The organism is Stieleria sp. JC731, from assembly GCF_020966635.1.
In the GTDB taxonomy this organism is placed as follows: domain Bacteria; phylum Planctomycetota; class Planctomycetia; order Pirellulales; family Pirellulaceae; genus Stieleria.
Genome location: NZ_JAJKFQ010000005.1, coordinates 1560235 through 1585599 on the forward strand (window position 1 = coordinate 1560235; position 25365 = coordinate 1585599).

Annotated in this window: 18 protein-coding genes; 12 read left to right on the top strand and 6 right to left on the bottom strand. The window is 53.2% G+C overall.

The genetic code is table 11. The features are described 5' to 3' along the window. Nucleotides 1–2: 2 nt before the first annotated feature. The 5 genes from LOC67_RS16580 to LOC67_RS16600 form a co-directional block, all read right to left on the bottom strand. Nucleotides 3–1814, bottom strand: a complete 1812-nt coding sequence (locus tag LOC67_RS16580) for a cellulase family glycosylhydrolase (protein ID WP_230263722.1) — start codon at nt 1812–1814, stop codon at nt 3–5. 228 nt (nt 1815–2042) lie between these two features. Further along, nucleotides 2043–5552, bottom strand: a complete 3510-nt coding sequence (locus LOC67_RS16585) for a protein kinase domain-containing protein (protein WP_230263723.1) — start codon at nt 5550–5552, stop codon at nt 2043–2045. Nucleotides 5553–5883: 331 nt separating this feature from the next. Continuing rightward, nucleotides 5884–6588 carry a class I SAM-dependent methyltransferase gene (locus tag LOC67_RS16590; protein WP_230263724.1) on the bottom strand — a complete coding sequence of 235 codons (705 nt, stop codon included), beginning with the start codon at nt 6586–6588 and terminating at the stop codon, nt 5884–5886. Nucleotides 6589–6796: 208 nt separating this feature from the next. Continuing rightward, a complete protein-coding gene (locus tag LOC67_RS16595; protein WP_230263725.1) occupies nt 6797–8233 on the bottom strand; it encodes a sigma-54-dependent transcriptional regulator in 1437 nt (478 codons plus the stop codon). A gap of 235 nt (nt 8234–8468) precedes the next feature. Next, nucleotides 8469–10202, bottom strand: a complete 1734-nt coding sequence (locus tag LOC67_RS16600) for a two-component system sensor histidine kinase NtrB (protein ID WP_230263726.1) — start codon at nt 10200–10202, stop codon at nt 8469–8471. A gap of 210 nt (nt 10203–10412) precedes the next feature. On the opposite strand from LOC67_RS16600, the gene LOC67_RS16605 reads away from it, so the two are divergent. The 3 genes from LOC67_RS16605 (at nt 10413) to LOC67_RS16615 (ending at nt 13521) form a co-directional block, all read left to right on the top strand. Beyond that, nucleotides 10413–10826 carry a hypothetical protein gene (locus tag LOC67_RS16605; protein WP_230263727.1) on the top strand — a complete coding sequence of 138 codons (414 nt, stop codon included), beginning with the start codon at nt 10413–10415 and terminating at the stop codon, nt 10824–10826. Nucleotides 10827–10953: 127 nt separating this feature from the next. Then, nucleotides 10954–12327, top strand: coding sequence for a magnesium transporter (gene mgtE, locus LOC67_RS16610; RefSeq protein WP_410001140.1), 1374 nt, complete (start codon nt 10954–10956; stop codon nt 12325–12327). Nucleotides 12328–12453: 126 nt separating this feature from the next. Next, nucleotides 12454–13521, top strand: coding sequence for a peptidase M42 (locus LOC67_RS16615; RefSeq protein ID WP_230263729.1), 1068 nt, complete (start codon nt 12454–12456; stop codon nt 13519–13521). A gap of 174 nt (nt 13522–13695) precedes the next feature. Here LOC67_RS16615 and LOC67_RS16620 read toward each other — a convergent pair whose 3' ends face one another. Further along, nucleotides 13696–13917, bottom strand: coding sequence for a hypothetical protein (locus LOC67_RS16620; protein ID WP_230263730.1), 222 nt, complete (start codon nt 13915–13917; stop codon nt 13696–13698). A gap of 312 nt (nt 13918–14229) precedes the next feature. On the opposite strand from LOC67_RS16620, the gene LOC67_RS16625 reads away from it, so the two are divergent. From LOC67_RS16625 to LOC67_RS16665, 9 genes are all read left to right on the top strand, one after another. Further along, nucleotides 14230–14991: a hypothetical protein gene (locus tag LOC67_RS16625; RefSeq protein WP_230263731.1), complete on the top strand. Its 762-nt coding sequence runs from the start codon at nt 14230–14232 to the stop codon at nt 14989–14991. Further along, complete coding sequence (locus LOC67_RS16630; RefSeq protein WP_230263732.1) at nt 14988–16466, top strand: RimK family protein; 1479 nt, start codon at nt 14988–14990, stop codon at nt 16464–16466. Before LOC67_RS16625 ends, LOC67_RS16630 begins: the two co-directional genes overlap by 4 nt. A gap of 285 nt (nt 16467–16751) precedes the next feature. Further along, the gene (locus LOC67_RS16635; RefSeq protein WP_230263733.1) at nt 16752–17984 is read left to right on the top strand and encodes a glutamate-cysteine ligase family protein; all 1233 of its coding nucleotides are present in this window, start codon (nt 16752–16754) and stop codon (nt 17982–17984) included. 32 nt (nt 17985–18016) lie between these two features. Then, a complete protein-coding gene (locus tag LOC67_RS16640; RefSeq protein ID WP_315861062.1) occupies nt 18017–18745 on the top strand; it encodes an N-formylglutamate amidohydrolase in 729 nt (242 codons plus the stop codon). After that, nucleotides 18742–20289, top strand: coding sequence for a carbon-nitrogen hydrolase family protein (locus tag LOC67_RS16645; protein ID WP_230263735.1), 1548 nt, complete (start codon nt 18742–18744; stop codon nt 20287–20289). The genes LOC67_RS16640 and LOC67_RS16645 overlap by 4 nt, the downstream gene beginning before the upstream one ends. Nucleotides 20290–20408: 119 nt before the next feature. Further along, nucleotides 20409–21014: a hypothetical protein gene (locus tag LOC67_RS16650; protein ID WP_230263736.1), complete on the top strand. Its 606-nt coding sequence runs from the start codon at nt 20409–20411 to the stop codon at nt 21012–21014. 394 nt (nt 21015–21408) lie between these two features. Then, nucleotides 21409–22518, top strand: a complete 1110-nt coding sequence (locus tag LOC67_RS16655; protein WP_230263737.1) for a DUF1559 domain-containing protein — start codon at nt 21409–21411, stop codon at nt 22516–22518. Continuing rightward, entirely contained in the window at nt 22515–23927 is a 1413-nt protein-coding gene (locus tag LOC67_RS16660; RefSeq protein ID WP_230263738.1) for a PepSY-associated TM helix domain-containing protein, read from the top strand. Before LOC67_RS16655 ends, LOC67_RS16660 begins: the two co-directional genes overlap by 4 nt. A 163-nt stretch (nt 23928–24090) precedes the next feature. After that, nucleotides 24091–24417, top strand: a complete 327-nt coding sequence (locus LOC67_RS16665; RefSeq protein WP_230263739.1) for an ArsR/SmtB family transcription factor — start codon at nt 24091–24093, stop codon at nt 24415–24417. The last annotated feature ends 948 nt before the right edge of the window (nt 24418–25365 follow it).

A 25365-nucleotide genomic window follows, 5' to 3' on the forward strand; every position in this document is an offset into this window, starting at 1 on the left:
TACTAGTCGTTTTGGACTTTGAAGCCAATGCGGCGGTCAGGGGTCGCCAAGTTTAAAGCTCCCCGGCAACCTTTATCCTTGTCGCAGCGTCCGTTGGCAACAAGGAGTCGACCGTCGGATAGCCCCTCGATGCCAAGCGAGCAATCGATCTCGTGGCGTCCGATCAAGTTAAAGTCGGCGTCGGTGACCAGCAGAATTTTTGGATCGCCGTAACATCCGAACCACCAGCGGTCGTGTGCGAAGGTTGCCGTCTGGATGCCCAAGTAGGTATGGCCGCTTTTGATCACATGCTTTTTCACAAACTGAAAATCAGCGTCGTACTCGTAGACATAATTTTCTTGAATGTTGGCGGGCAAGCCGCCGACGACAAAAAAACGATCGTCACGATGGCCGATACCACCCGCACCATGATAGACCTTTTGAGTCTCATACGAGGCCAAGTGTTCCAGTGACTTGGCATCGTAAACGTAGACCCATGAGTCGGCATTTCCGTTGGGATCGTTGAACTTACCAAGGTTAACCGCTACGTACAGCTTGCCATCCTGGTAACACAGATCGCCATGATGATTAGCAACGGGAATCTTCTTCAGCACGCTGCCGTTGAGGTCTGTTTTTACAAGCGTTGTTGTGAACGACCAATAGATCTCGTTTTTACCGTTGGTGCAGATGCCTTGCAAATGATGTTGGTAAGTTCCTTCGCACTGGGCGCTGGCAAATCTCGATTGCCATTGATTTGTCTCGTGTTCAAAGAGTTCCAGCCAGCTCAATACGATGGCTGATCGAAGAGTCTTCAGCTCGCGGTACTCGTCGGGTGTCTTTCCCCAGTAGAAGCCGATCCAACCGGCCGCGTACTTTTTCGCTTCACCGATAAAGTGGCTGAGTTCTTCGGTGCTGCATTTCAGTGGGAAAACTTCTTCGATGACAACCGGCTTGCCGACAGACGCGAATCCTTTCAGTGTGGCGGTTGCCTCATCGAGTTTGTCGGACTCTGGATAAAGATGTACGGCGATGAAGTCGAGCTGTTCGGTGACTTTATCTGGGACGAAACCCGACGTCAGGCCGGGGCGATCAAGACTCCAATGTACAAGTCCGACTGTGATCAGATGATTCTGGTCATGCTTGCGAATCGCAGCGGTAAGCTGGTTGATCCAGCGTTTGGCGATCTCGTGGCGAGGCCGGCCCCCTGCGGAACGGGTGATGAATTGAACAAAATGCTTTCCACCAAAACCAGCACCAAGCCAATCGTCTCGTTCATCATTACCGGGGACCACCGGTTCGTTCATCAAGTCGTAGCAGAAGATCGCGGGGCTATTGGCGCAGCGTTCTGCAACGGATTCCCAAAATACGCACTGGGCATTCCATCGCTGTGATTCACTGAGTTTGTCATACCAAGCGGGAACATCTTTTTTGTGATAGCAGCCGAGCCCGGTTAGATCGAGGTATAGCCCTGTCGTTTCGGCCAGCTTGATTAGACGTTCAAATTGATCGAGCGAATCATTGTTCGGTTTGTCGGCCGATTCCATGAAGGCAGCGAACTGAAGATGGATGCGAATGACGTTCGCTCCAAGCTGCTTCATTTCCGCAAAGTCTTCGATGACGGTGGCCCACTCGTCATTCCAGTATTCCTCAATGAGTCGCCCGCTGTCCTCTTGGTGGTCGTAGTTAAATCCCCAAGGGACAAACTTGCGTCCCGACTTTTCCATCACGAACGATCGGTTGTCGTTGGCCACTCGAATCCATTCAAGCTCGGCAGCAAGGCACTGGCTCGCGAGTGCCAGAATGAAAACCAACAATGCAAGTTTCGTTGTGCGCATGGTTCAGTTTTGCGGGAAGCGGAAAAAGCAGGCAATAAGCGAAGCCGCACCGGGATCCTACTAGCCACATCGTTGAGTAGGAATCTCTTTGCCGCGGCAATTGAGATTGTACCTGCTTCCAATTCGTAAGCTGTGGCTTGGTCGGAGCAGCCAAACGCGTACAAACACCCATGTGATTCCGGGAAGGTGGGACGAACCTGGGTTGGCATTGTTCGCGTGCTTGATCCGTTATTTCAATCCGACGCTTTCAGCGAGAAAGATGTTTACTTGGGATTTTCCCCTTTCGTCGGCCGCAATGTACTTCCCATCGGGCGACCATCTTAGAAATGTGTGCGAACCACCTAAGATCTTTTTCGACTCTTGCGATGCGATATCGACAACCCAGGCGCCGGATCCTCCACCATAATCGCCAAAGCTCAGTTGCTTGCTATCAGGTGACCAACCGGTGAGCAGCCCTGACCACCGATCAAGCGGAATTTCGAAGATGGTGTGGCCTGTTTTAAGATCGGCAACGACGAGCTTGCTGCCGTCTTGAAATGCGACCATGGATTCATCAGGCGAGACAGAGGGGAAGCTGTGTGTCCGGCATTCGAATACTTTTTTGGGAATCGAAGTGTTGTCATTGACTTCCACGGATTTGACGAATTTCTCCTGGAAATCATAGAAGTACAGCTTTTGGCCATCACTAGACCATGACGGGAACGAAGCTTTGTCAAAAATCAATCGACGGTTGGTTTTATCCGCATCGCAAACGAATAACTTTGATTCATCCATGTACGCGATCTGGCGTTCTCCGGCGAAAGCAACGGCGGGATCTCTAGCCGCATTCGCGACAGCGTTTTCTTCACCGGTCCAAATGTCAACGAACTTTAGCATCCCATCCGAATTACCTTCTTCGCCGCCACCGTTTAAGAGGATTTGATTGCCGTCCGATCCCCAGGTGTTGCTCCAGCCCTTGAATGTTTGCACTGGACTTTGTGAAAGTGTTCGAATTGGCTGATAAACAACTTCGATATTTGGTTTTTCGTTCCGGAATCGATCGACCGCTTGTTGGGATAATGCTGAAAGTTGAAGCCTTAATACACCCAGCGATTCCATTGTTTTGAGGTGATCAAGGATTCCGTCGGTATGGACAAACCTATCCGGTTCTTTGTTGTTGAGTTCCAGGTCTTGAATGGTTTTGGACTGAACCAAACGTATCAATGCTTCGGGCGACATTCTGCGAGTGCTTAGCGAGAGCGAAGTGAGTTTTGGTAGTGCAGCCAGCACCATCGCATTGCGTTTCCCAATTTGGACACTTCGCAGGTGAGCCCATCTTAAAGACTTCATTGCCCAGATCGTATCTGCCACCTCTTCACCCAGGTTGGTCCCGTGCAAACTGATCCCTTGCAGATTGCTGCCAGGAAATCGCTCGAGCAAGCCGCCGGTTAGCCCTTGAGCGTCAGCGAGGCTCAGATATTCAAGTTTGCAATTGGGGTTGAAATCTGGGATCACTACCTTGTCCCAATCTGTCATCCAAGCCGCCGAGATTGATAACCGGCCTTTGATATTCGCCAGCGGGGTGAAGTCGATGGAGGACGCCGATATCCAGCGTGGTTTTCCCGGGGTCTGAAAATCAAAACTGAGTTTTGGCTCGCCTTCGTTGTCCGATTGGATTTCGATATTGCCTTGGACATCATCTGCGAGCTTGACCACACCGCGAAAGCTGGAACCGAACTGCTTTTCGGCGAGCGAAATTGCGGCTTCGCTCTTTGGGTAGGCTGGTATGCCGGATCTGGCATATGTTCCCGGTGGGCTAAGCAACAACGCTTCTTCCAGAACGATCTGCGCGCCGTGATCCGCTTTGAAGACGGGGTAGAGTCGATTGGGATGCTGGCACCATGCGTCGAGGTCTAAGCGTTCCGGTGAGGAGGTAAACTCGGTTAGTTTTTCGCCATCCCATCGGACGAACAAGCCTTTCGGAGTCGACTCGATTTCTAAGACATGGGTTTGCCCGCGCTGGAAACATCGGCGACTGACAAACGATTCGTTGTGCATGTAAAGCTTGTCGTCGATCTCACCAATACCGCTTCCTAAACCACCATCGATATGAACCGATACCGGGTAACCTTGATGCGGGATGGAAACGACAAAGTCACCGGCATCGCTTTCACGACGCACTGACAATTTCAATTGATATTGGTCTGGTAGAAACGCAGGCAACTCGATCTCGGCTAGAGTATCGGTCGGCTGATTGAGGACCAAGTTTCCAGCGTCTCGCGAAACCGTTCCGTGAAGTCGGCATTCGTCGAGGTTATCAGGAAAGAACGTGAGCAGAGACTCTTGCCGGAGGTTGACTGCTACGTTTTGAAAATCGAACGGTTCTGGATTGTTAAACGCTTCCGAAGCGTCTGTCAGCTCTGGATTGTCGGTCGCTACTGTCACAAGACTTGCAGGCTGCGAGAGTTCGCTTTTGTCTGTCGGCAGCGAAGGTGGTGACGCAGACGCTGAGGAGGGCGGCTGGACATATTCAGCGACGCGAGTGTCTTCTGTGGAAGAATCTGCTGGTTGTTGTCTGGCGGACAGAACCAGCATGACTGCAGCGACAGCCACCGCGATCACACTGAAGGCAGACCCGAGAACGACCTTGTGCTTTCGGGCTTGGTGTCCCCATGACTGAAGCCGGTTCATCGGACGTGCCAGCACGGGACGTGATTCGGACCACGCCTGCAGATCCGTCGCAAACTCCTTGCAGGACTGATATCGAAGGCTCCTGTCAGGCATCATCGCCTTCTGGCAGATTGCTTCGAGCGTCCGATCGACATCAGGGTTTCTGTCACGCACTGGATGGATGTCGCCCTGAGCCACCTTTGCGACGATCACATACGGTGCTCCTTCGTGCGGGGTTGATCCTGTGAGCAAATAGTACAGCACGACACCCAGACTGTACTGATCGCTAAGAGCGTCGACTTCGGATACGTCTCCGCGTGCCTGTTCGGGTGACATATACGCCGGGGTGCCCAGCAGAGAGCCATCGGTGGTCAGATTGGAGTCCTCGTCCGTTCGCCTGGCGAGTCCGAAATCCATCAACTGAGGCTCGCCATTGACATCAAGCATGACGTTGTGGGGCTTGAGGTCGCGATGAATGATGTTGTTGGAGTGTGCGTAGTCGAGTGCCAACGCGAGTTTACGGACGATTTCGACCGCTTCCGCAAAGGTAACGCTTTCACGTTGAAGTCGATCCGACAGCAGTTCGCCTTCGATGTACTCGCTTGCGATATAGAATTGGCTGCCCGACTTTCCTGACTCATAGGTCGTGACGATATTGGGATGCCGTAATCTCGCTGCGGCTTTCGCTTCTGAGATAAAACGCCGTGTTCGGTTTTCTGCACCGTCGGCAAAGATCGGCACTTTCAACGCGACAAATCGATCCAGTGAAGGGTCATGCGCTTTGTAGACTTTTCCAAAGCCGCCGGTTCCCAGGACAGAGACGATCTTGAATCGACCTAGCTTTCTAGTCGCCCGCTGACGCTCAACACGCTCGTCCGAGGTGGAGAGCGATCTTAAAGTGCTTGCCTCGGATACTTCGATCGTCCGGTTGGATTCATTGCGGACGGACCGCGCCAAATTCGAAACGCTGCGGTTTGATTCGATCGCAAAAAAGTTTTTGCAGGTAGGGCAGCCAACGACCGCCCCAATTTTGTCAGCGGTAACACGCAGTTTTTGGCTGCAGTGGGGGCAAATCGTTTTCGTCTGCATGCTAGCTCGGTCAGGGGCGTCTCGAGAAACAGCTCACCAGGAGGGCTCGGGGCCCCCAGTATGTTACCCCATCGCGGACCAATTCATAGGCTGTCCTAGAACCGAATCTTCAGCGGCGTTTGCTGCGAGATCGCGGTTTGGCAGAAACAAAAAGCGGAAGCAAAGATCGGGACCTGGATCAGAAATTCAGCCTGCAGGAATTCAGCCCAATCGCGCGAGGGTCTGACCAAGCCGGCTTCGTACTACCACACCAGTCCGGGAATCGTCGCGGCACGAAAGTCTCTCGCAGAAACTTTCACTCATTCTGCAGAGAGAACGATTCGGTGAGCCCCTACTTCTCGGCGACGACGATGTAGCGTTTTGTCTTAGTGGAGGGGCGGGCGTTGGTTTGTTCCATCCAGCCGACATGCTGCAAGTGGAAGCCAGATTTTTCGATCAAGTACGGAACCAAGCTCATCGACTGATTGATCGACAAAGGGTGTGAATCAACGAAGTCACTCCATTTGCCGTTCCATCCATCGCGATCAAATAGACCGTCGATCACGATCAGGCATCCGCCCGGTCGTAGCCAGTGACGCCAATTCGAAAATGCGGCTAGCGGATCGTATAAGCAATTGACCAGCAGACGTGATGCGATCACATCGAATTGGCCTTCGTCAAAGAGTTTTCGATCGCAGGTATGATCGCAAAAGCCGTTGACTAGATGCACATCGGCGAGCGAATCTTTCGCTCGATAGCGATCAGACATTGGGAGCGACGGCTCAAGGGCTGACAGTTCCAGTCCATCAATGTGTCGCAGCGAAAGAGAGAGTGCTCCGGTTCCAGCACCGACGTCAAGCACTCGCATTCCCGGCTGGAAGCTGAACGCGGACGCTATGTCGTCCAAGCAGGCCTGGTGGTCATCTTCGTCTAAAGCAAGCGTCCATTGATCAAAGCGTTCCGCCTCGATGTCGTCGTATGCATCGAGGTATTGGTGTCGGGAGTCGAGCTGTGACTGCCGGAAAAGTTTCGGAGCGTGGGCTATCGGTTCGATCATCGCAACTGGACCGCTACATGGATTGGTTCACCTGGTCATTCGTGTCCGTTATCCGACGGGACTCTATCCAATCTGACACCGCAACGGATTAGGTGGTTCGAGCGAAACAATGACACCCAAACAAAGACGCAGTGACTTGCTTCCGCCAGACAGGCTTGCCTGGTTTGACCGAGAGTGCCGAAAAGACGCCCCGTCGCCCGGAAATCTCTTAGCCGGTCATCCCCAGTTGTCGCATCCGTGTGCGAAGTGTGGGACGGCTGATCCCCAGCCGAATACTTGTTTCGCTCAAGTTACCACCACAAGACTTTAGAACACGTTCGACCAGCAAGCGATCAACTTCTTCATGGATGTCGTCGCTGATCGTATTGGATCCGGCATTCAGCTTCGCTTGAATCTCTGCGATCAAGCCATCTTGCCAGGACTGATGGCTAGCCACCGGCATTTCCAACTCTGAAGATTCTTGCGACAGAATAGCCGGCAGGAATGCCGGGACGATCACAGGGCCGCTCGCTTTCAACAGGGTTTGTTTGATCGCTCCTTGAAGTTCACGCACATTGCCGGGCCAATCATGGTCCATCAAGATCTGCATCGTTTCGGGAGCGATTGAGAGAAAGTCCTTCTTCAAATGTTTGGCGTTGCTTTGAAAAAAGTACTCGATCATCAGCCGCAGGTCCTCACCGCGATCCCTTAGCGGCGGAAGATTGATCGTGAATTCGTTCAGTCGATAGAACAGATCACTGCGGAAGCTTCCGTCCGAAATGGCCGCTTGTAGATTGCGATTTGTTGCCGCGATGATTCGAACATCGGTTTTGATGGGTTTAGAACCGCCGACCCGTTCAAACTCTTTTTCTTGCAAGACGCGAAGCAACTTGGTTTGCATGACGGGCGACATGTCGCCGATCTCGTCTAAAAACAAAGTGCCTTTATCACAGATTTCGAACTTACCAATGCGTCGTTGATCGGCACCGGTGAACGATCCTTTTTCGTGACCGAACAGTTCGCTTTCGAGTAGGTTCTCTGGGATCGCGGCACAGTTGATTGCGTGAAAGATTTGATCGTGACGCAAACTATGTTGATAGATCGCGCGGGCGACGACTTCTTTACCTGTTCCCGTTTCACCTAAGATCAAAACCGCGACGTCTCTCGATGCGACGCGTCCGATCGAACGAAACACTTCGACCATTTTGGCGCACTTGCCCAAGATCGGATCGACGGTGCCGTCACGGCTAACGGCCCGGTCGGATTCACCGGGCAGCACCGCAGGCCGCTTGGCCATCCGACCAGTTTCCAGTGCCGAGTCGATCAACGGCAAGATTTCGTCCGGATGAAACGGCTTGGTTACATAGTCAAATGCGCCGTTGCTCATCGCGGTGATGGCTGTTTCGGCGGTTCCATGCCCCGTGATCAAGATCACTGGCGTGCGGCGGTCTAACTCGTGCAGCTCACTTGCGAGCGCGAGTCCAGATCGGTCGGGCAATTGGATGTCACACAGAACGGCATCAGGATGAATACGACGGAACGTTTCAATCCCTTCTTCGGCACTGCCCGCCGTCACCACGCGATACTCCGGTTCTGGCAAACACAGTTCCATACACTGCAGGATCAATGGATCGTCATCAATTACAAGGAGCGTCGGAGGGTTCATGTCGATCGAAGGAAGTTCTTCCTGCTGAGGTTGTGTCGTCTGAATTTTAAAGCGGTCGGTTAAGTGTTCGTTGCTTTGGTCCAGCTCGGATTTCTAATTACCCGATTGGGCATTAGCCCCGGTTGTGTTTGTGAGAACCGTCGCTAACGCGGTGCGGCTGATAGGTGCCAATGCTACTTGATTTTCTGATTAGCCGATTGGGCTTTAGCCCTGGTTGTGTTTGTGAGAACCGCCGCTAATGCGGTTCGGCTGATGTCGTCACGGGCAGAAGCACCGACATGGTGGTTCCGACGTTCACCGTCGATTGGACATCGACTGCTCCTTGATGGCTTTTGATGATACCCAGAGATGTTGATAGACCAAGTCCGGTCCCCTGACCACGGGCCTTGGTCGAGAAGAATGGTTCGAAAATCCGATCTCGCAATACCGCCGGGATTCCGCGACCGGTATCGGAGATCTCAAGTCGGACATAGTGCCCCGGATCCAGTTGGGTAAACGAGAATAGTTTTTGTTCGTTCAGTTCAATCGTATCGGCGTGGATTTTTAGCGTGCCGCCGTTTGGCATCGCGTCGCGGGCGTTGATTGCTAGGTTCATTACCAACTGGCTGATTTCGGTTTCGTCGCCCCGAATGAAAGGCAATGAATGGGGGACCGACATTTCCAATTGAATTTGATTTTTCAGTGTCCGTTGCAAGATGGTTGCCATGTCACGAAGCACCGGGGCCACATCCAAGTCGACTCGCACTCCTTCGCCACCTCGGGCGAAGGTCAGCAGTTGGTCAATCAAGCTGGCTCCGCGAGATGCCGCTTGTTCAATCGTTTCGACAAGAGCCGCCCGGTTGATCTTCGGCGACTCACGTTGCAACATTCGGCTGCTCATCAGGATTGGTGTTAGCAGGTTGTTCAAGTCGTGGGCGATGCCACTTGCCAATGTCCCCAACGATTCAAGTCGCTGCCGCCTTCGATCAACTGTTTGTGTCAGTTTTCGTTGATCAGAATCGAGATCCAAGACAACGACACCTTCGCAAGCATCGCCGTCCATTATCCGTGTGACGTGCCGTTCGATTGCCAGTGTCGAACCGTCTGCCGTCTGGACTTGGACTTCGCCTTCCCATCGCGACATTTGGCGGTCGCTTTGAGCGTGCAAAGAAACGTGGCAAGATTCTTGTGGCGAGATGCCAAGTACCTCGTCCGCGTTTCGGCCGAGCATTTCTTTTTCCGTATAGCCAAATAGGTCTTCCGCGCCGGAATTCCAAAACAGCACCCGTCCGTTCTCGTCCTGGACATGGATCGGTTCGGAAAACTCGGAAAGCAATGTTGCGTAGCGTCGTTCCTGGCGATCCGCTTCACCACGCAAGGTTCGTTCGGCTCGGCGTGAGTAATAGATCAATCCCAGCAGACCAAGCGACACGAACTGCCCATAGATCAGCAATGATCGGATCAGGTTGCGATCACGTTGTAGTGCAGACCGTGACCGATCTCCCGAGGCATCCAGTTCGCCGATCGCCTGTTGCATCTCTGCTTGTAAACGTTGCAGGCTTGACCTTGGTGATGTTGAACTTGGCGTTGCCTGCGGAGCGGATTCAATAACGATCGCACTGATTTCATCGATCGATTGTTCAACCACGACAGGTGAGATGGGTGCGGCATCGGGGAAGCTGGCGACTTGTCCCGCGATCGACATTTCCGATGCAAGTTGCCTTGCTCGGGCGAGTCTGTCGAGTGCAACGACTTGATGCGCGTGGTCTTTGGAAAGGTAATAGGTCCAAGCTTGCGATGAGGCATCTAAAAGCGACAACTGGAATCGGCTGATGGCACGACGGTATTCCCGAACATTTTCGACATGCCGTTCCATCAATTCAATTTGCTCGATTCGCTGGATTCCAACCCATAGCGAAATGACCGAATAGAAGACAGTCAACAGCACGGAACCGGGAAACAAGATGGGAAACAAAAATTGCTGAATCATGCGACTGCCATCGGTCCTGAATTCCCAGTGTTGAATCTTCGAAAGCCTATCGTTGCTAAACGTCCAACCGCCCCATTCACACGCAACACGTCACTGCGGTACAAGAATCGGTTTTGGGTACAGGGTTTGCATGTCTGACTTTAGTGGTTGGCAAGTTTACCCTTTATGGCACCGCTTCCCATGTGGGCTTTTCTGTTTATGGGATCCAAATTGACGACTTCCCCCGTCTCTGCAGCTCTCGCACCAACGAATCAATTTCCGACCGGGGTAGAGATGTGGACCGGTTGTGATTGGGAAACGGAGTTCGGACCATTGAAATTAAATCTTCAAGGAGTCCGCAGCCGACAAGCTATGCTTGCCGCGAGTGCGACGCGTGGGCAGGAGGCCGAGCAATGGAAAAACGCCGCAATATGGCTGAAAGACTTGGAAGAAGACGCCCGCAGGGCAACCGAGCTTTGGCATCAGGCGACGCAGGCGGAACTTGACGGACGGCTCGATCAAGCACTGAAACTTCGTTGTGCAGCCGAAGCGATCGAGCGTAAATATCCACGGAACGAGGTTCCTAGGGGGGTGAATCAGCCACGCCTTCGAACAGGCCTAGGAATCCCCGATCCTTCGCGGTAACGTTTTTTCCAGAAAGCAAAACACTTTCCAACCCATCCAAAACTCCGGTCAGCCGGCTTTGAATTCTCGAAGTCGGCTGATTTCATTTTCTTCATCGATCGTCACCTAGGCCCACAGCATGAACGACATGGTCACCGAATCATCAACGGAAACCAAACGGCCTTGGGAAGAGGTCATCCGGGTTTCCCAAGAAGGCACCGTCGAAGAGCTTTCGGATTTGTTGGACACCATGTCGGTTGCCGAACAGGCGTTCGTCTTTTCGCACATGGAAGACGAAGCCGAGGCGGCTGTGCTGCAGCGTTTGCCTGCAGAGGACGCTGCGGAGCTAATCGCTCATTTAAATGAAAGCGAAGCGGCACGGATGATTCAGCTGTTGGAAAGTCCCGCAGCGGCGTCGATCTTGCAAGAGATGCCCGTCGACGAGCAGGCCGACTTGATCGGTGACCTTCCCGAACGAGACGCCGAAGCGATCTTGTTGGAGATGCCTCAGCAAGATGCGGAAAACGTCCGCGAGTTAACGGCATATCCAGACAACGTCGCCGGCGGGATGATGGTCGTGGAGATGTTACGGTTCCGAAGCGATATGACGGTCGCCGAAGCGATCGAGGAAATCAATCGCGGTGCGGAACTTTATACCGACTTGGATGTGCGATATGCCTACGTATGCGATGACAACGGTCGTTTGGTGGGCGTCCTGCCGATGCAAAACCTGCTGTTTGTCAAACGGCAACGCAAGTTGGGCGACATCATGATTCAAAACCCTCTGTCGGTGTTGACCACAGCAACGCTGGAAGAGCTGGCAGAATTTTTCGAAAGCCATGTTTACCTAGGTGTTCCCGTCGTCGATCCCGACGGTGTTTTAAAAGGCGTATTGCACCGCGAAGCCGTGCAGTATGAAGAGGTTCGTGCGGCAGAAAATGACTATTTGAAAAGCCAAGGTATCGTCGGCGGTGAAGAGCTCCGCACCATGCCGGTTTGGCTGCGGTCAAAACGTCGACTCAGTTGGCTAAGTATCAACATCTTGCTTAATCTGGGAGCCGCAGCCGTGATTGCCTATTTCCAGGAAACGCTGGAAAGTGTGATCGCTTTGGCGGTGTTCTTACCCATCATCAGCGACATGAGCGGGTGTAGCGGGAACCAAGCTGTCGCGGTCAGCATGCGTGAACTGTCGCTCGGCATCGTACGTCCCAATGAGTTCTTTCGTGTCTGGTGGAAAGAGGTCACGGTCGGATTGATCAACGGATCGGTTTTAGGAGCTTTGATTGCCATCGTCGCAGTGGTCTTCGATGGAAATCCATACTTGGGGGCAGTGGTCGGGACTGCGTTATGCGTCAACACGTTAGTGGCCGTGTCGATCGGTGGCGTCGTTCCGTTGTTGCTCAAACGGTTCGGATTCGACCCGGCCGTTGCTAGCGGACCTCTGTTAACCACCGTGACGGACATGTGCGGCTTTTTCCTCGTGTTGGGCTTGGCCACGATGTTGCTTTCGAAGCTGGTCTGATTCTGTAGCGACGCTTTTGCCCTTGGCGAACTTCAGTGGACTTGATCAAGCCAAGCCGGCGTTTTCGCTTGCAACTGTCAGTTGCGGCGCGATAGAAACGAAGCATCGAAGCAATACGAAGGTTGCTTGCATGTCGTCAAATCAGCCGGATCACCCACCTTGCACGATTTCTATTCATTGCTGCGTCAGCTCGTTCGCGAGCCTGCCGTGGTCGGCTTGGAAGACCTGTTCTTTCAAATCATCCGTCGCGAATTGGAAGACCTTTCCATTCGTGTGACGCAATACCTGGGACTGTTGGTCGCGACAGGTGACTCGCCCAGTCGTGGCTATATCTCTGCCCATGTCGATCGCAATGGCCTGCTATGCACGGGACCGAATGAGTTTCAGTATGCCGCGTTCATTGCGGGAAACCGTGGTGAACTGAACGGCGATTCGATTTCGGAGCAGTTTATGGATACGATCGCGGGCCGATTTCGTGGCGCCCGCGTCCAGGCACACTCCCCTCGCTCGGGCGCCTACCTGGGGCAAGCAGAGATTTTGGACGCTTCGATTTGCACGCGACGCCGCAACCTGATCTTTACGCTCGATGGGCTAGAGTTTTTACAGCCCGGTACGCCAATCTCGTTTGTCGACCGTTTGGAAGTCACTAACAAGACCGTTTCGGCCCAACTCGATAACGTGGTCGGTGTGGCGATGGCGATCGACATGTTTCGACGCGGTTATCAAGGCACCGCATTTTTTACCGCCGGCGAAGAAGGCGGTCGAAGTTGGCGGTACTTGGCCGAGTGGTTTCAGCGGCACGATAAAACCACCGACCAACTAATCGTTTTGGACACGAGCCCATTCCCGGACATGACCGAAGTTGGCAAGCAGGATGTCGTTCTGCGATGGAAAGATGCGAACGGCGAGTTCAATCGGGAACAGACCAAGCGGATCGCGAAGCAGTGCGACCAGATGGGGATTCGGTACTGTTTCAAAGACGAATACATCGAATCAGTCAACCAGTCACGCGAGAAGCCATTGTCGCTGGGGCGGACCGAACTTGGGCGATTGATCAGTGCCTTGGGCGACTCAGTGCAAGGGACTACGATCCAGCTCCCTACAACGGCCTATCACACACAATCTGAAACGGCGAATAGACGAGCTGTCGATTTGATGCTCGAACTGCTCGAAAAGCTGCTGATTGATTCATAGCCGAACGAAAAAAGGAACCGAGACCAAGCAGGTCATCGGTTCCTACGGTTGTTTTCGTTTGATCATTGGGGTGCTAGCCCAAAGCGTTGGTGCCTTGTTGGCGAGGCAAACCGCCGGGACCAAATTCACCGTGGCATTCAAAGATTTGGCGAATGCCATTCTCGGTAAGGCAGCTTACGCCGCCTGTTCATCACTTTCATCGTTGGGCTCGCGTGAATCCCAAGATGTCACGACATCATCGTCATCTTCCATTTGCGAAAAGGAAGCCCAGTTTTTCTGGCGAGGGTAATCGCGGTCGCGATACCGATCGATCTGGTGCTCCTTCTTCTTGTCGAAAAAATCACCATTGTGTTGATTGAACTTTCGCATTTGGTTGCGTTTGTTCTCGCGTGACATTTGTTTCCTACTTGGGAATGCGACCGCGTTGGCAGTCAAAATCAAAAGACGAACCCTGTGATGAACGATTCCCGGTGACAGAATTTTCGTTTGGCGTGAATGGGATGCGATGAATGGAAAAATATTTGCCAAGTCACGGAAACGTTTTTTCCAACTCGTAGCTCTCCGTACACGTCTGGACTTCGATTTTCACCGAACTTCGTCCTGTCACGTCAATTGGCACACCGCGTGCCAAGATTCGCTTACTAGCAACACGCTCCTGAAAACATTTCCATTTCCATCCCCCCGAGACCATCCCGGAAAGCACGCCAAGTGTCGCTATCGATTCCGATTGAAATCAAAGCCCAGCCGAACGAAAGCACTTGTGGGCCAAGTTGCCTGGACGCGGTGTACCGATACTGGGGAGTCCCGGTTGACCAATCACATCCGCTCGACACGATCGAACAACTGCCCGGCGGTGGAACTTTGGCGGTGCATTTGGCGATCGACGCATTGCGACGAGGCATGGAAGCGACGATCACGACCTTCAATCTGCAGCTGTTTGATCCGTCTTGGTTTCGCCATCAATCCGAATCCGCCTTCGGTGACCACCTCGCGACCAAATTGGAACAGCAACTGGCGAAAAAACAGAGCAGCTCAAGCGTCGATGCGGTTCGCTTGGCATTGTCCACCGAAGCCTATATCGAGTATTTGCATTTGGGCGGACATGTCCGGATGCAACCACTGGAACAAAACCTGATTTCGCGTCCCCTATCACACGGCTTGCCGATCCTTTGTGGACTTAGCGCGACCTACCTTTACCAGGAGGCACGTGAGCGAGAATCCGCAACCGACCCAACCCGTTTTGTAACCGACGACACGGGAGGATACCCGGTCGGTCATTTCGTTGTCCTGCATGGTTACGATGCTTCGTCAGGTGAAGTTGAGATTGCCGATCCGATGCACGACAACCCGTTTTCAAATTCTCACCAATACCGCGCACCGTTTACACAACTATCCACAGCAATCTTGTTGGGGATTGTGACTTACGATGCCAATTTGCTGGTCATCGCACCGGCAGGATACTCATTGTGAAGACTCTGCTCGTTTTGGAATCGGACGATCAATGGATTACTGATCCTTGGTCCCAGGACCACTCCGATATCCAAATCATCTCGCCTTCGGAATATCTGACCGAAAACACCGAGGGCTTGGCTCGATCCATTCGTGTCTGCAACCTTTGCCGTTCGTACCAGTACCAATCGACGGGATACTACGTCTCGCTATTGGCCGAAGCTCGCGGGCATCGACCCTATCCCGACGTGCTGACCATCGGCGACATTTCGCTATCGCGAAGCGTCCGCCTAGTGCCGCCGTCTCTTGAATCGATTATCGAAAGTTCGTTGTCGCATCTGACCTCGGACGAATTTGTCCTGAGCGTTTATTTTGGCGAAAACCTTGCGAAGCGTTACCAACGCTTGGCAAAAGCGATTCAGTCGCAATTCAATGCGCCGCTGATTCGCTGTCATTTTAAACGCAGAAAAAAATGGCGTATCCAAAGCGTGTCGGCGATCTCGATTGTCGACGTTCCTGAGACACACCGCGAATTTGTCGCCGAGGTTGCTCGGCAGCATTTCGTTCGCAGTACGGTCAACCGTAGCAGCTATCGACCGCCGCGATACGATCTAGCAATTTTGCAGAACCCAGCCGAAGGCGAGCTAGCACCGTCGTGCCCAAAAGCACTCAAACGCTTTGTCAAAGCTGCCGCGGCCGAAGACATACGAGCCGAATTGATTACAGCCAGCGACGCTGGGCGATTGTTTGAATTCGATGCGTTGTTGATCCGCGAGACCACTTCGGTCAATCACCACACCTACCGCTTGGCACGTCGGGCCGAAGCATCGGGGATGGTTGTGATCGACGATCCGATGTCGATTCTGCGATGTACCAACAAAGTCTACTTGGCGGAGTTGTTGTCGCGTGCAAAAGTCGCCGCGCCTCAGACGACGATCTTGCATCGCAACGACTGGCTGGCCGGAAACTGCAGCTTGGAACTTCCCTGCGTAATCAAACGCCCCGACAGTGCTTTCTCGCAAGGTGTCGCCAAAGCCGAAACCAAAGATGAACTCGATCGGCTACTGCATGAATACTTTGCCGATTCAGATCTTGTCATCGCGCAACCGTTCATGCGAACGGACTTCGATTGGCGAATTGGTCTAATCGATGGGCAGCCGTTGTTTGCCTGCAAGTATCACATGGCACGTGGACACTGGCAGATCGCCAAACACCTTCCCGAGGGTGAAAAGCCGAAGTTCGGCAAGTGTGAGACTTTGCCGGTTGAAACCGCACCGAAGAAATGTGTCGCGCTTGCAAAGAAAGCCGCTTCGCTGATTGGAGACGGATTTTATGGCGTCGACATCAAGCAAAGTGGCAACGACTTTTTCATTATCGAAGTCAACGACAATCCCAACTTGGACGCGGGAATCGAAGACAAAGTCCTCGGCCAAGAAGTTTACCGCCGCATCATTCGGTCGCTCGTCCGGCGAATCGAAAAGCCACGCAATACCTAACGAACAGCACCTAGTGCTTCGTTCCAATTCGATTTTAGGATTAGCCGTGTGGCGTTAGCCACGGTTTCAGTGCACTGACCGGGGCTAACGCCCGTCAGCTGATGACCCGAAACCGTATTTTCATATGGAACGAAGCACTAGCAGCCGGTTGGTTTTCATTGTCGCCCTACACTCCGTGAAGGCAGCGTTTTCCCGCTGATATCCCTGCTGGTCAACAGGTCGCCAGCGGATCACAAGTCCGAAACAAATTTCTTGCTATCGAAGCAAATCGCGCGTTTGAATCCTATGACCCTAAAGCTATTTGAAGCATTCGGCATCGAGCTTGAATACATGCTCGTTGCCCCCGGTTCCCTCGATGTTCGTCCGATGGCCGATTCGCTGCTGACGTTAATCAACGGTGGGGCGGCAACCAGTGATGTCGACAGTGGAGTGACCAGCTGGTCCAACGAACTCGCGTTGCATGTCTTGGAGCTTAAAGCGACCGAGCCGACATCCGATTTGATTGGTTTGGCGGCTAATTTTCAGCGAGCGATTGCCGATGTGCAGTCACACCTTTCCAGGTGTCAGCTTCAGTTTCTGCCGACCGCGATGCACCCATTGATGTGCCCCAAACGCAGCGTCGTCTTGTGGCCGCATGAGTGCTATGAAATTTACAACACGTTTGACCAACGCTTCGACTGCCACACCCATGGCTGGGGGAATGTCCAAAGCGTTCATTTGAACCTGCCATTTTCAGGTGACGCTGAATTCGCAAAGCTTCATGCGGCGATTCGGTTGTTGCTGCCGATTCTGCCAGCGCTAGCCGCTAGCTCTCCGATCGTCGAAGGCAAGGCGACGGGCTCGGCTGATTCCAGGCTGCACCACTACGTTCGTCATTGTCGTGACATGGACTGTCTGGTCGGGCAGGTCATTCCTGATTCGGTCGATTGCGAATCCGAATACGACCGAGTCATCTACCAACCGATCCGGGATGCGATCGAGCGACAAGGTTGGACGGGCACCATGCGTGCGGAGTTCATGAATGCGCGTGGTGCGATTGCGAGATTCGATCGCGGTTCGATCGAGATTCGTGTAATGGATGTCCAAGAGCAACCGGCATCCGACGTCGCGATATGTGCTGCTGTGATTGCAATTTTAAAGTCGCTAGTTGCCGAGCAGTGGCGTTCGTACGAGGACCAGTTCAATATTTCGACCGCTACGCTGCGACAGATTTTTGATCAGGTCGTGGTCTGTGGCGGCGAAGCGATCATCGATTCGGAAGCCGTTCTCGCCTGCTTCGGTATCGAGGAAACATCCATGAAGGCGAGCGATCTATGGCGGCACCTTTTGCATCACGCCAGGCAAATGGACGCAACTGTTGATCAGCTTTATCAACCGCTTGAAGTCATCACGCGACAAGGAAACCTTTCCAACCGAATTATGACAAGCCTGCAGGGTGACATTTCCGAAGATGCGATCTTGCAAACGTATGCTCAGCTCGCGAACTGCCTGGCCAGCGGCAAGTCATTTCAGCCGTGATAGGACGACTACAGAATCCGCCGATACTATTGGTGACGTGTGAACACGGGGGGAATGATCTTCCGGATCAATACAGGGACTTGTTCTCTTCTGCCGGCGCACAGAAAGACTTGAAAAGCCATCGTGGCTATGACCCCGGGGCTTTGCAAGCTGCAAAGCGGATCGCGGATCGGCTTGATTGTCAGTTTCATTTTTCGACCATCACGCGATTGCTGGTCGATCTCAACCGCTCGATCGAAAATCCGACTTCGCTATCGAAGTACACCAACTCACTTCCGGCGATGCGGAAGGCAAAACTCTTGGCAGGGCACTACCATCCCTACCGAGACCAAGTCATACAAAGTGTTAGCGATGGAATTGAACGTTCAGGGTATGTGATCCATCTTTCGATTCATACCTTTACAGCGCGCTTTCGAGGACAGTGGCGACCGATCGATATCGGGTTGCTTTTTGATCCTGAGCGTGAAAATGAGTCGGCGTTATGCCGTGCCTGGCGTCAGCAAGTCCAACAGCAGCGGACGTCTGCTGGTCTGCGCCAATGGCGGGTGGAAATGAACCGGCCCTATTTTGGCACCGATGACGGATTGACAACCACAATTCGAAACCTATTCACCGATGATCGCTATTGTGGTATCGAAGTCGAAATCTCCAATCGTTATGCAAAACAAAAAACACCAAAGATCGATTTGATTGCGGATTCACTTGTCGACGCCCTTCAACCGATTTTCAATCTCACCCAACAGCACAATCCAGTTCGATGACCGAAACGATTGACCTTAACGAATACGAAACACAGCTTGTCGTCCGGAAGATGGAAATCGAGGACTACGATCGGCTGGTGGAAATGCAGATGAAGTGCTTTCCGACGATGCAGCCTTGGGGAAAAGACCAGATCGAAAGTCAGATCCAGCGTTTTCCTGAAGGGCAGATCGTTGTCGAAATCGATGGGGTCGTTGTGGCTTCATCCTCGAGCTTGAGACTTGCATACGATGATCACCAGGAATGGCACGATTGGAAGAAATCCGCCGACGCGGGGTATATCCGCAATCACCAACCGCGCGGTGACGTTCTGTACGGCATCGAAATCATGGTCGATCCTGATTATCGGGGAATGCGACTTTCGAGACGGCTTTACGATGCGAGAAAGGAGTACTGCGTTGCGCAAAACATCCAGCGGATGATCGTCGGCGGACGCTTGCCGGGGTACCACAAGTATTCTGGAACGTTGAAGGCGAGCGAGTATGTTGACCGGGTGATGAAAAAGGCGATCTATGACCCGGTGCTTACGGCGCAGATCTCCAACGGTTTTTCGCTTCAAGGGTTGATCCCCAACTACTTGCCATCGGATTCCGAAAGTTGCGGCTACGCGACGTACTTGGAATGGCGAAACTTGGCCTACATCCCACCTTCCAAGCGGACGTTGCGGCGGATCGTTGATACCGTGCGCATCGGAGCCGTCCAATATGAAATGCGCGCGATCGCTGACTTTGATGAATTCGCGAAACAGGTACGTTACTTTGTTGACGTCGCGGGTGACTACAAATGTGACTTCGTGCTGTTTCCCGAACTGTTCTCGGTGCAGTTGCTTTCCACACTGCCGGGGATGCGTCCGGGAATCGCGGCACGCAAGCTTGCAGAATTCACACCGCAGTTGCTGGAGCTATTGGCCGAACTTGCTGTGGCCTATGACGTTAATTTGATTGGTGGTTCGCACCTCGTTGTCGAAAACGAGCGTTTATTTAACGTCGCCTATCTCTGTCATCGCGACGGCCGAATCGATAAACAATACAAGCTGCACATCACTCCGGCGGAACAGCGTTGGTGGGGTGTGGAGCCCGGTGACAAGTTGGACGTCTTTGATACCGACTGCGGCAAGATCTCGATTCAGATCTGCTATGACTCAGAATTTCCCGAGCTCAGTCGACTTGCCGTCGAACAAGGTGCCAACCTGATCTTCGTGCCATTCAACACGGACACTCGCAATGGCTACCTTCGTGTCCGTCACTGTGCGGCAGCTCGCTGTATCGAAAACGAAGTCTACGTCACCATCGCGGGGTGTACGGGAAACCTACCCTTCGTCGAAAACGCCGACATTCACTATGCCCAATCGGCCATCCTGACGCCGTGCGATGTCACGTTCGCGCGTGACGGAATCGGTGCCCAGGCGAATGAGAATATTGAAACCGTGGTAATCCATGACGTCGACTTGGAACTCCTGCGTCGTCACCGTATCAGCGGCTCGGTTCGCAACTGGAACGACCGCCGTACCGATTTGTACGAAGTGATTCAAAAGTCCAAGAAGTGATCGACAAGCGATGCGGCAAAGCGGCACAATCGGCGACAAGGCATTGCGTCGTTGATGAATTCTCACGATACTGCTGAGCGTGAGGAACGAGCGGATTTTACATCTGACAAACATCCGCTTTGAATAGTCTGTTTTACAATTCGATACGCAAAGGCAAGCGGCAGCAACAGCTAGGACTGTTGCTGCTCCTGACGATCAGCTTTGCGCTAACAGGTTTCGTAGCCGTTCCAGATTCGCCTCGGCATTCGTCCTCACACGGCGAATTTGTCACTCTCGAGCGTTTCCCTTGTGAGAATTGCGGCTGCGGATGCCAATCTGCAGAGCAGTGTTGGGATCGCTGCTGCTGTCATAACGATGCTGAAAAACTGCGTTGGGCTGCGGCCAATGATGTCCAGCCACCTGATTTCTTGGTGAAGCGAGCTGCCGGTTCGGAGGCAACGTCAACGCCCCGAGCACGATGTCGGCATTGTCAGGCGAAGCCGACTCCGCAAGCGTCTTCCAAGGTTGCGGCAGACTCTGATGCGATCGTGAAAACGACTCGCGTGGTGCTGCTATGGAAGGCAGCGCAGTGTCGTGGTCTAAAGTCTATCTGGTCAATCTTTTCCGCAGTCTTTCTCGCGGATCCTCTTGTGATCAATGTGTCTCGTCCGGCAACCGATCGGGTTGACCTGATCGATGATTCCGGGACGTCTAGACGCGATTGTCCTGATCCGCCAGTCCCTTAGGCAGGGCGTTGGTTTCCTATTGTCTGTTTTCACTCCCTAGAACGAACGTACTTCGCTGCATCTTTTACGGAGTCGAAATCGGCTTGGTGAGAGACCAAACCTGACAGCTTCCTTCGACAGGTGGATCGCCCACGCTTTAGATGCTGCGTGCTCACCGCTGCGCGCTTACTACTGCGTGACTGCCGCTGCGATTTCGATACCGCTTCCTTCGCTGAAGTCTGGCGACGCTCGTTCCTCACAACAACGTGACGATCGTCAACTCAGCGAGGAGGCGACCTCGAACGGCGTGCACTCAGCAGCCATCCACTTCTTTGTTTGTTAACGGCGCTTCTTCAATGAGGCGAACGTCGCGGATTACTGCGCGCCGACCCCGATCAATTCAAACCCTTTCGTTATGCATCAATCAACACATCTAAATCCAAGGCGACATGCCTTCACGCTCGTCGAACTACTGGTCGTGATAGCGATCATCGGAATTCTCGTCGGACTGCTTTTGCCAGCAGTTCAAGCCGCCCGCGAAGCTGCTCGGCGAATGAGCTGCAGCAACAATCTTCGCCAAGTTGGGCTTGCGCTTCACAACTATGAATCGACATTCAAGCAATTGCCCCCTGCGGGCACGCGGGATGCGGACTTTTCAGTTCAAGCTCGTATCTTGCCCTACATCGAGCAATCGGGGCTGAATGATCAACTGCACTTCAACGTTCCCGCGTTTTCTGGAAGTTGGGCTGGGAAGCTGCCTCACCCGAAAAACGCTGCCGCTTTCGAGAAATCGATTCCAACTTATCTGTGTCCCAGCGACCCTGCGGATTCGACAACGACGGTCACCGTGAATAACACGACGGTGACGTATGGCGGCAACAACTACATGGCTAGCTTTGGCAGTAACCGTGATCAGAACTACGACTTCCGCTGGAAAACCGATGGAATGTTCTTCGAACCTTATGGCGTGAAGTTCAATCACGTGCTTGATGGGCTTTCTAATACCGTCATGTTCAGCGAAACCGTTCGAAGCCAAGGAGCCGATCAGGCGTTGCCTGCCGGTGAGCTTCCCATTCGCCCCTATCCGTTGACGCTTAACGGCTCTTCAGGCGTCAGTGCTTCGATGGGGACCGTTCCGGGCATGCAGGCTTCCGGAAGCCCTTGGAGTGGCTTCGTGGATGCCAACGGGAATATCGAAAACCCTGACGTCGCGAACTTTTGGAATTCGTTTACGAATTGGCGAGGTGGCAACAGTCCTGCGATACGCGGGCGCGGAATGAGCTGGGCGTTCACGGGGGCGATCAATTCAATGACCAATGGTTACCTCTCTCCCAATAGCCACACGCCAGACATCGTGACTCACTGGACGGGTTACTTCGCTCCACGAAGCTATCACTCCGGTGGCGCTCATCTATTGTTTGCCGACGGTTCGGTTCACTTCCTATCTGACAGCACCGATACCGAACTGCATCGTGACCTCCACAGCGCAAACGGTCGTGAGATCATTCAGGGGTTCGACCCATGATTCTCAAGGACGAAGCGACGAGCGTCCCGGCAAAACGGACGAAGCCTGTGCGATGGCCAGACTATGCGACGCTTTGGCGTTGGCATTTCTATGCGGGCGTGTTGAGTATCCCAATCGTTCTGGTGCTTTCGATCACTGGAACGATCTATCTCTTTCGTCCGCAGATTGATGCTTGGCAAGAACGGGCATTCGATCGGCTGGAAACGAGCCCCGACAGCATGCGATATGCAGAGCAGGTTCGAGCGGCAGAAGCTGCGACGGGAGGATGGTTGGCATGTTTGGAAGTCGAAAGCGAGCCGCAAACGAAAGTCGGCTTCAGTTCGGCTACCCGCGTGATTATCGAAGCGAATGGCAAGCGGTTGCGATGCTATGTTGATCCGGCAAATGCTCGTGTTCTGCAGAAGATCCACGACGATGATCGCTTGACCAGATTCGTCCGCAAGATCCATGGCAGTTTGCTTTTGGGACCTCGAGGATCTTACTTGGTCGAAATCGTCGCCAGTTGGACTGTCGTTCTGGTCGTGACCGGTTTGTTGTTATGGGTTCCGCCACGATGGCGATGGGCAGGCGTGATGTTCCCTCGGCTAAACCGTCGTGGCAAAACTCTGTGGAAGGATTTGCATAGCGTGACGGGATTTTGGGCGTCGAGCTTGATCCTGTTTCTCGTCTTCACCGGCCTGCCGTGGTCGACTTTCTGGGGCGACTATTTCAAATCGGCGCGTCGCTGGACTGGCACCTCAGTTGCTAAGCAAGACTGGGACGGAGGTCACAAGCAGCATTCCAAGGAGGCCAAAGGCAAATCACCGTGGCGCTCCGCTGGAGTCGATCCGTCAACCTACGACATCAACCAGATCGATCACGTCGCGGTTTTCGCGAAGTCGCTCGATTGGCTGCCGCCGGTCGAGATTGCTCCGCCATCGGACGGTACCTCGGTTTGGACGATCCGGTCGATGACTGCCAATCGGCCGCATCGGCAAACCTTCCGCTACGATGCTGAACGAGCGAAAGTTGTCCATCGTGAGCTGTTCACGGAAAAGCATTGGGTCGATCAACTCGTCGGCAATGGCATCGCTCTGCATGAAGGACAACGCTTTGTCGATTCTCGATGGGGATGGGTCAACCAAGCCGCTGCCCTGCTTGCGACCGGTTCGCTGGTCTGCATCAGTTTGACTGGCATTGTGCTTTGGCTGCGTAGGCGTCCCAGCACGGAGGCGTTGGGGGGATCTCGTTGGATGCCACCACCGCCAAAACGCGGGGTCGAAACTTTTCAAGAGGTTTCGCCAGCACGCAAAGCTGTCTTCATTGGGTGTTGTCTGGGGCTTTCGCTGTTGCTGCCGCTGTTCGGTGCAACGTTGCTAGTGATTTTGTTTGGGGATTGGGTCTATGCAACTTTGGTGGCAAGTCGCTGATCGTCAGGCAAATCGCGATAGCAATGGCCAGTGTCATGGCCGTGTGCTCGTCGGATTTTGAATGCTGCGTATAATCGAGGTCGACTTCAGCGATTGGATTGGAGTCGACCTCCTCTGAAGTTATTGAAGGGGCATTCTCAAACACGCGTTCGGCGGCTGACCGGTGTCGGAATCTAACGAAAACACTCCTAGCAACGACGAAACTTGCGCAACCTATCTAAAGGCGATTGCTGATCCGTTGCGGCTGAAGGTCGTGCGCGCTTTACAGATGGGGCCGCTCAGTGTTTCTGATATCGCGGAGCTGGTACAGCAAGAGATCGGTACGGTTTCCCATCACTTGCGTGTGCTCTATCACGCCGACATTGTTCAGACTCGGCGGGAAGGAAAGTTCATCTACTATTCGTTGAACGAAGAAATTTTGCGTGCGAAGAAACGCAAACCAGACGCCGTTTTTGACTTCGGTTGCTGCAAGCTAGACGTTAGTGAGTAGCCCGGTCGTCATCATTTGCAGGATGGATGGCTAGAGCGAGCAGAAAATACGTCGACCTGATGTCCGGTCGGGAAACTGCCAGTGCCAATCGGGGCCCGCTATTAAAGATTGGCGTATCGCAAGCAAAACCGGGCGTCTGAGTAGGGCACTGGCGTGCATTGGTGATCAGTGTTTCACGAACGAATGATGATCGTCAAAAACATTTCTGGTAAAACTTCTCGAAGCCTGTTGACTTTGTAGGTGAACACGCATATCTTCCCCGCCCCAGCCCAAGGCAACGCGAGCTGGGCCCGAGGAAACGAGGGGAGGAAGGATCCGAAATGGACACCTTCGAGAGCTTCAAAAAAAACAATTTTGAAATTCTCGCGAAGACAGGTTGACGGCGACACTCGCCGGCCCTATCTTCCCCGCCTCACTGATCGGCAACCGACTGACGCACTGCGGTGCTTCACTCGGCTGCGGATTAGCAGCGTCTTCCGAGACGTACCTGAAAAGGTGAACGCCGGAACATTGATATTTGACAATTTGGTTGTTTGGTAATTGGCATCAGTAATCTGCCAAGTGATTCGAAAGGATCGTTTGGCGACTACAGAACAAAGTTCTTCGGAATAGCGTTGCCAGTGCGAGCGAAGCACGTAAGTGCGAGCAAAAACTGGCTATTAGAATAGAAGCAAATCTGACAGGATTCTGTGCGAAAAAGCTGAATAGTGATGCGAGTTGATCTGCTTCGGCAGTGAGGCGAGCAAAGCTAATCAAGCCATGTGATATCGTTGCGGTAGTTGAACTACCAGCGGTTTCTTCGGTGCTTTGACCGGTGTGTTCTCTGCGGCTCGTTTCGCAGGTGGCATATCGAGTTTGAGTTCGGGATATCGTTGGCCAATCTACCAAGGGCACATGGGGGATGCCTTGGCGTTAAGAGTGTGGGCGTGGAAGTCTGCGAAATGCCTG